This window comes from Paracoccus sp. UBA5162, from assembly GCF_002413585.1.
Lineage (GTDB): Bacteria > Pseudomonadota > Alphaproteobacteria > Rhodobacterales > Rhodobacteraceae > Paracoccus.
This window is the reverse complement of sequence record NZ_DHXG01000020.1, coordinates 34,262-40,113: the sequence shown is the minus strand read 5'-3', so window position 1 is coordinate 40,113 and position 5,852 is coordinate 34,262. Positions and strand designations below refer to the sequence as shown.

Below are 5,852 nucleotides of genomic sequence, written 5' to 3'. Positions count from 1 at the left end.
CAGGAACCGCCGCGCGTTGGCCGCAGTCTGCGCCGGGTAAATGCGCACGAAGACCCACCGTGTGGCGCGGTCGATGGCCACGAAGAGTTAGCGCCGCCGCTCCTCGTCCGCCATCTGCGGCAGGTACTTCACGTCGACATGCAGGTAGCCGGGCTCGTAGGCCTTGAAGGTGCCGTGCGTCGGCTTCGGCTCTTTCGGCTTCAGCGCCCGCAGGTTGCCCAGGCCATGGCGCCGCAGGCAACGGTCGAGGCCGGACCGAGAGACCTGCGGGTTGAGGAACTCGCGCACCACGGCCAGCAGGTCGTCGAGCGGCAGCAGAAGCGCCTTGCGCAACGCCACCGCAACGGCCTCCTGAGGCGGCGTCAGCGTCGTCTGCAACCGGTGCGGCGTGTGGCTCCGGTCGTGAACGTCCTCGCGGTTGCGCCACTTCCACACCGTCTGCTCCGAGATGCCGTAGCGCTCGGCCACCATCCATGCCGGTTCGCTGCTCGCCTGGATTGCGGCCCGGATCTTCGGTGTCGTCGTCGCCTGCTTGTGCAGAGAGATCAGCATACTCTCACCCCGTCCAGAATCTCGCGCAGGACCGACCTTGCCATGAACAGGGCGGATCGGCGAGGGACCATGTGATCATCCGGGATGGAACAGCTAGTCTGGCATCTCGGGAAAACCGACGAACTGCTGAACTTTCGGGGGGTAGCTCACTGAAGAGCAAATTACGCGGCCAACACGCGGGACGTGAGCCAATCCTCGATCTCCTGATCAAGAAGAATTGGCTCGTGTCGCGGGTTGACAGCCCCGACACATGGACGACCTCAGGGTGGCTGAAAGAGATTACCGACTTGCGCAATGAAATCGTCCACCGGCGGCCATATGGGTCAGTTTACTGCCTGCAATCCGTGCCGGGGCGGCACGGGTCTCGCCAGCAACCGGTCAGCCGAGCATGTCAAAGGACCAAAGGTTGGACAAATATAAAAATCAGGAGGTCCGCAGGCATCTTTCACCCCAGTTCCGGATCAGTATGGTACATGGCGGCGCCGCCCTTTTTCTAACGGGGATCAAGGCGTTCAGGTCGATTGGTTTCGCCGGCGGTCGAGGACGACGCGAACGGCAGGCAATCTGGCGGCACGTCTAACAAAAGGGATGCGGTGCAGGGTTCAATGTGCCCAGCGGCAGGTGGCGGAGCCGCGCCGAGCCCAGATGCAGCATCCCGAAGCCGCAGGATAGTGGCAGCAGGTCGGTCACCAGGGCACGCACGACACGAATCGACGCAGCCGCCACATCGCGAGGTGTGAGGTCGGCGAGCAGAACCGTCAGCCCCTGTTCGTCGAGCCGTTCAACCAGATCATCCAGCCCCGTGATCGGCAGCGAGGGATCGACAACCGACGGGTGGTACGCGGCATGACGCAAGAAGGCGACGTGCTGCGATGGCGGCCCAAGATAGTAGCAGGCGTGATCGATGAATTGCCCCCGCCGCACCTCCTGGGGCAGGCATGGGCGTGGACCGCTTTCCTCGTGCAGCATTCTCGCAAGTCCAAGCCCGGATGAGGCCTGTTCCAGCACCGCTTTCGCCGCCGCGCGCCGGATATCGGGATCGGCTGCAGAGGTTGCCGTCAGCCCGGGCCAGCGGATGCCATCACCCGTCGCCATGCACATGATCACCGGCACGCCGCCCGCGCCATCCAGCAGATGCAGCGCGACAGAGGCACCGGCCTGTCGCAGCCGCGCGATGATGCCCCGCGTTTCGGTGTTGCACAGATCCTGCGGCAGCAGGCGCCCGGCGTCGCGTCGCAGCCAGGCGGTCAGGACCGCGTCGCGCTCGATCACTTCGAGGATCGCGCGCATTGCCGCGCTTTGCTGATCCGCGCCCGCCGCCAGGCCGTTCGAGGTCATCTGCTGAAGATGGTTCGAATATCCGGCCGGAAGCCGGTAATAGACCTGCTCGGCCAGCACCCAGGTCCGCGCCCCGCTGCACGGATTGACGGCGGTGGTCCAGAAAGCCTGCGCCTCGGGGTCGAAGGGCCGGAAGGGAAAATCCGGTTCGGCATATTGACTGCGGCCGTAAAGACCGATCTGGCGGGGGTCCAGAACCGGGCCGTCCAGATCGCGCATCCGTGCCCGGACCAGCGTCCGCGGGTCGCAGCGGGATGCGGCATAACGCTCGAAGGCTTCCCCGATCGCGCTGATCATCGCCTCGTCTTCCGTCAGGCCCTTGCCGCAGGCGGGTTCGGCCGCGATGGGATCGTCGCGGAAGCCGCAAAAAGGCGCCACCTCGGCCACGGCGATGAAAGTTCCCGGCAAAGGGCGCGGTCGATCGCGCAAAACCGGCCCGACGAACACCCCGGTCTCGAGGTCCAGCCAGTCGCGGAACCTTTGCCGCGGACCCGTGCACGGCCCGGCGGATCTGCACTGGGTCGCAACCGGATCCTTCCCGCAGGTGCTGCAAAACGGCATGGGGATGAAGCCATGCAGGCTTGATGTCTGGGCTGCGAGATCGAGGATCCGGATTTTCCCTTCCAGAGCCCCCGCCGCATCCGCAGCCAGATGCCGGCAGATCTCGGCAGAAAGCGATCGGGCGAAGGATCGCGACACTTCCGGACCGGGTCGGGAATGATGCACCCGGGCCAGCCCGTCGGCACGCGCCCAGGCTGTGGGGTCGGGCGCGTGCGCACGGCGACGCTGCCGGGCACAGAGCCAGCATCCGGCCAGACCGGCCCGCGAGACGGGGCCGGCGAAGCCCTTCGCGCCAATGATCTCGGCGCCCAGAAACGGGATTCCCGCACGGCGGCATGATTGCTCCAGCTCGACTTGCAGGACCGGCCTTCGCGGAGCAAACGCGCCGACAACCAGATCCAGATCCGGCGAAAGCGGCGGGTCGCCGCGGTTCGGGGCGTCCCGGCCGGCGTCACGTCCCGCAACGGGAGCCCACACCGACAGGTGCGCAATGCCGCAGGAGACGAGTTCCTCAGCCAGCGGGGAAACCCAATCGGCGTCGCCCGCCAGCAGGACATGCCCTGATCGCGCCGGTGCCGGGGCCAGCGTTTCGTCTGCCAGCCCGGTCAGACCCGCAGTCTCGAGAAAGTCGATCAGCTCGCGGAACGAGGCCGTTGAGTCGCCCCTCGCGGCATCGATTCCGTCCGACAGCAGCGTTTCGACCATTTCCCGGATCGCCCCGCCGTGCAGCATGACGGGGCCGGCGCCGGTCAGGGTCAACACACCGTCCGGCTGAAGGTGAATCCGGTCCCGCAGCAGGCGCATGATCGCCGCGCCCCGGTCTCAGGCCACAGCGGGCAGGGACGGATCACCGGCGGCCCTGTCCATTCGCTCGAAGGCAGCGGCCAGAAGCAATCTCTGGGCGATGTTCCGTTTCGAGCTGGGGCAGGGCGCCCGGCCCTCGATCCATTCCTTCGGGCAGGCGCCGCCGCAGACGGGCAGCAGGGGACAGCGGCTGCATCCGAAGGCGCCGGCCTCGACCTGATCGTTGAAACTGCCGAGAATGTCGCGCACCTCGGCCTGCCGCTCGCCCGTGGTCAGATCGCCGATGGCAAAGCGGTTCGGCGTGCCATAGCTGGGCACGTAAGAGACCTCGGTGCAGTTGAACAGCGTGCCATGCGCATCGACCAGCGCCGCGTCGGGCTGCACCGCAAGACAGACCACGGGCTGCCGTTTGGGAACCAGTGGCACGGAAAAGCCCATCCGCTTCATCTCGACAAACCAGGATAATTCCCGTTCGGCGTAGTCTGCGGGCTCCAGGCTGCGGCGCTGTGCGTCATTGCCCCAGGAATGGATGGGGGCGGTGTAGAACTGAACCGCGCGCTCCAGTCCCTCGTCGCGCAGTCGTCGCAGCAGCGGCACCACGTCCGAGGCGTTTTCCCGATCGACATTGCAGCGCACCTTGATCTCGATCGGCGCATCCTGGGTCGTCGCCACAAGCTGAACCAGATTGGCGAGGATCCGATCGAAGGTCGGCTTGCCGGATTTCGTGTGGCGCCGCCGGTCGTGATGCGGGGCTGTCCCGTCCAGCGAGACAGTGACCGAGACGACCCCGAGCGGCCCGACCAGATCGGCACCGATCTTCCGCGACATGGCCAGCCCGTTCGTGATGATGCTGGCGCGATATTCGACGCCACGTTCCTGACACAGGCTGCGCAGCTGCGGCGTCAGCGAACGCATCTGCTGAATGCCCGACAAGGGCTCTGCGCCGAACCAGCACAGGTTGAGCTCGGCGAAAGGACCGCGGTCCAGCCGCGCCTCGACATCGCGCAGGATATCGGCCTCGTTCGCGCGGCTCAGATTTGTGCGCTCGTGGGTCTGACCGCAATAACCGCAGCCCAACTGACAATGTGCCGTCGGCTGAATGACATAATTCAGATGCGGATTGACCCGGATCCCGTCCCGGTTCCGGTCCAGAATGGTGGATAATTCTGCCTCGGCCTCGGGCACCAGGATTTCGGCCTCGGAAAGCTGGGTCAGGACATCGCTGTTCAGCTTGTCGAATCCGCCTTCGCGCAAGACCGTCCATATGGCCTGCGGCACTTCGAAGATCTGCCCCGTCCGGGTCGAGAAGAGGACATGACGATTTTCCTCTCCTTCCGCGAAAACCGGCGACGCAATGACATATCTGGAGAGTTTCTGCATGATCCCATGCCTCTGGAAAATGAGTTTCGGGGCAGCCAGCGCGTGATGACATCGGATGGCCGGCGGATCGCAAGCGTATCCGCCGACGCAAGACCGCAATGGTCTTATTTCGCGATGCCCGACTTGTCGCGAAGGGCCGCTTCGGCACCGCCGCAGCCGCTGTTCTGGCAGCCGGTGTTCTGGTCGGACAGCGCCTTCAGCCGGCTGAGCTGCGAATCGGACAGTTTCGAGGCAGCCGCGCCACTGGTCATGCCTTCTACAGCGGTATTCAGATTGAGCCTTGCCTGGGCAAGGGCTTCGACGATGGAATCGAGTTCTTGAGCCATTCTACGCACCTTTGATACGAGTGAAGAACCGCGCCCAGCATCCTTTGAATATCCGTGGCGCGAGACTTTTTCTTTTGCTTTCCAGCCTGATTTTTAAGCAGGCTTCAATGATTATCTATATTATTATCTGTTCGTCAATACATATTAAATTAGCCAGGAATTTATATATTGACAGGACGCAAATAATAAATTGCATTGGATAATTGAATAATTTTCGGAATGCCAATGGTGTTCACTATCTGCTTGCCAGGAATCACGCAATCGCCGAAGCCACGGGTCACCTTCGGTCGGGTTGATTCCGCAGCGCGACAGGATAAACCGCCCCGATCGCAAGGTTGCTTCCGGTGGTGGCAGCAGCCGCGCCGCCGTGACAGGGGCCGGAATTTCCAGCTTGCGGCGATCCGGGAATCGGCAGGCAGGGCGGTGGGCGTGGATTTCCCGCAAATCCGGAGGGTGTCGGGGCTCTGGCCAAGACCGAGATCGACGCCGCCCTCATACCGGCACATCGGCCGCCGGGCGGGCTGGTGAGCCGCCCCTCAAAAACCAGGGAAAGCTATCCTACCCAGGTTCGTGTAGGAACCTCACGAGACCATCGGAAGCCAAGGAACTTGTAAACATCCCAGGCCTTTTCTATCTGATCGTAACCGAATTTCCGGCAAAGCCGCCATGACGGTTCGTTCCGGGAAGAAATAGTGGTAATTGCCGCCGACAATCCTTTATTCTCGAAGTAATCGTACATTCCTTGTAATATGAAAAGTGAAACAATAGACCCGCGGCTGCCGGGCGAAACATATCCCGCGAAGTGAAAAAACTCTCCGGGCTTGACGTGAACCGTATTTTTCCAAAGATGTCGATCGTAGAAATCATCTTCGGTGGCAAATATGTAACCAA

4 protein-coding genes and 1 pseudogene are annotated in these 5,852 nt (G+C 63.1%); all 5 read right to left on the bottom strand.

Annotated features, from left to right (window positions below; all coding sequences use genetic code 11):
• Nucleotides 1–552, bottom strand: a pseudogene (locus tag B4A72_RS02950) (IS481 family transposase); the annotation flags it as partial.
• A 576-nt stretch (nucleotides 553–1,128) separates the two neighbouring features.
• Nucleotides 1,129–3,255 carry a TOMM precursor leader peptide-binding protein gene (locus B4A72_RS02945; protein ID WP_292957149.1) on the bottom strand — a complete coding sequence of 709 codons (2,127 nt, stop codon included), beginning with the start codon at nucleotides 3,253–3,255 and terminating at the stop codon, nucleotides 1,129–1,131.
• A gap of 18 nt (nucleotides 3,256–3,273) precedes the next feature.
• Nucleotides 3,274–4,635: a radical SAM/SPASM domain-containing protein gene (locus B4A72_RS02940; RefSeq protein ID WP_292957152.1), complete on the bottom strand. Its 1,362-nt coding sequence runs from the start codon at nucleotides 4,633–4,635 to the stop codon at nucleotides 3,274–3,276.
• A gap of 104 nt (nucleotides 4,636–4,739) precedes the next feature.
• Nucleotides 4,740–4,961 carry a hypothetical protein gene (locus tag B4A72_RS02935; RefSeq protein WP_292957155.1) on the bottom strand — a complete coding sequence of 74 codons (222 nt, stop codon included), beginning with the start codon at nucleotides 4,959–4,961 and terminating at the stop codon, nucleotides 4,740–4,742.
• A gap of 553 nt (nucleotides 4,962–5,514) precedes the next feature.
• A partial coding sequence (locus B4A72_RS02930) for a hypothetical protein (RefSeq protein ID WP_292978063.1) occupies nucleotides 5,515–5,852 on the bottom strand: 338 nt, incomplete at its 5' end.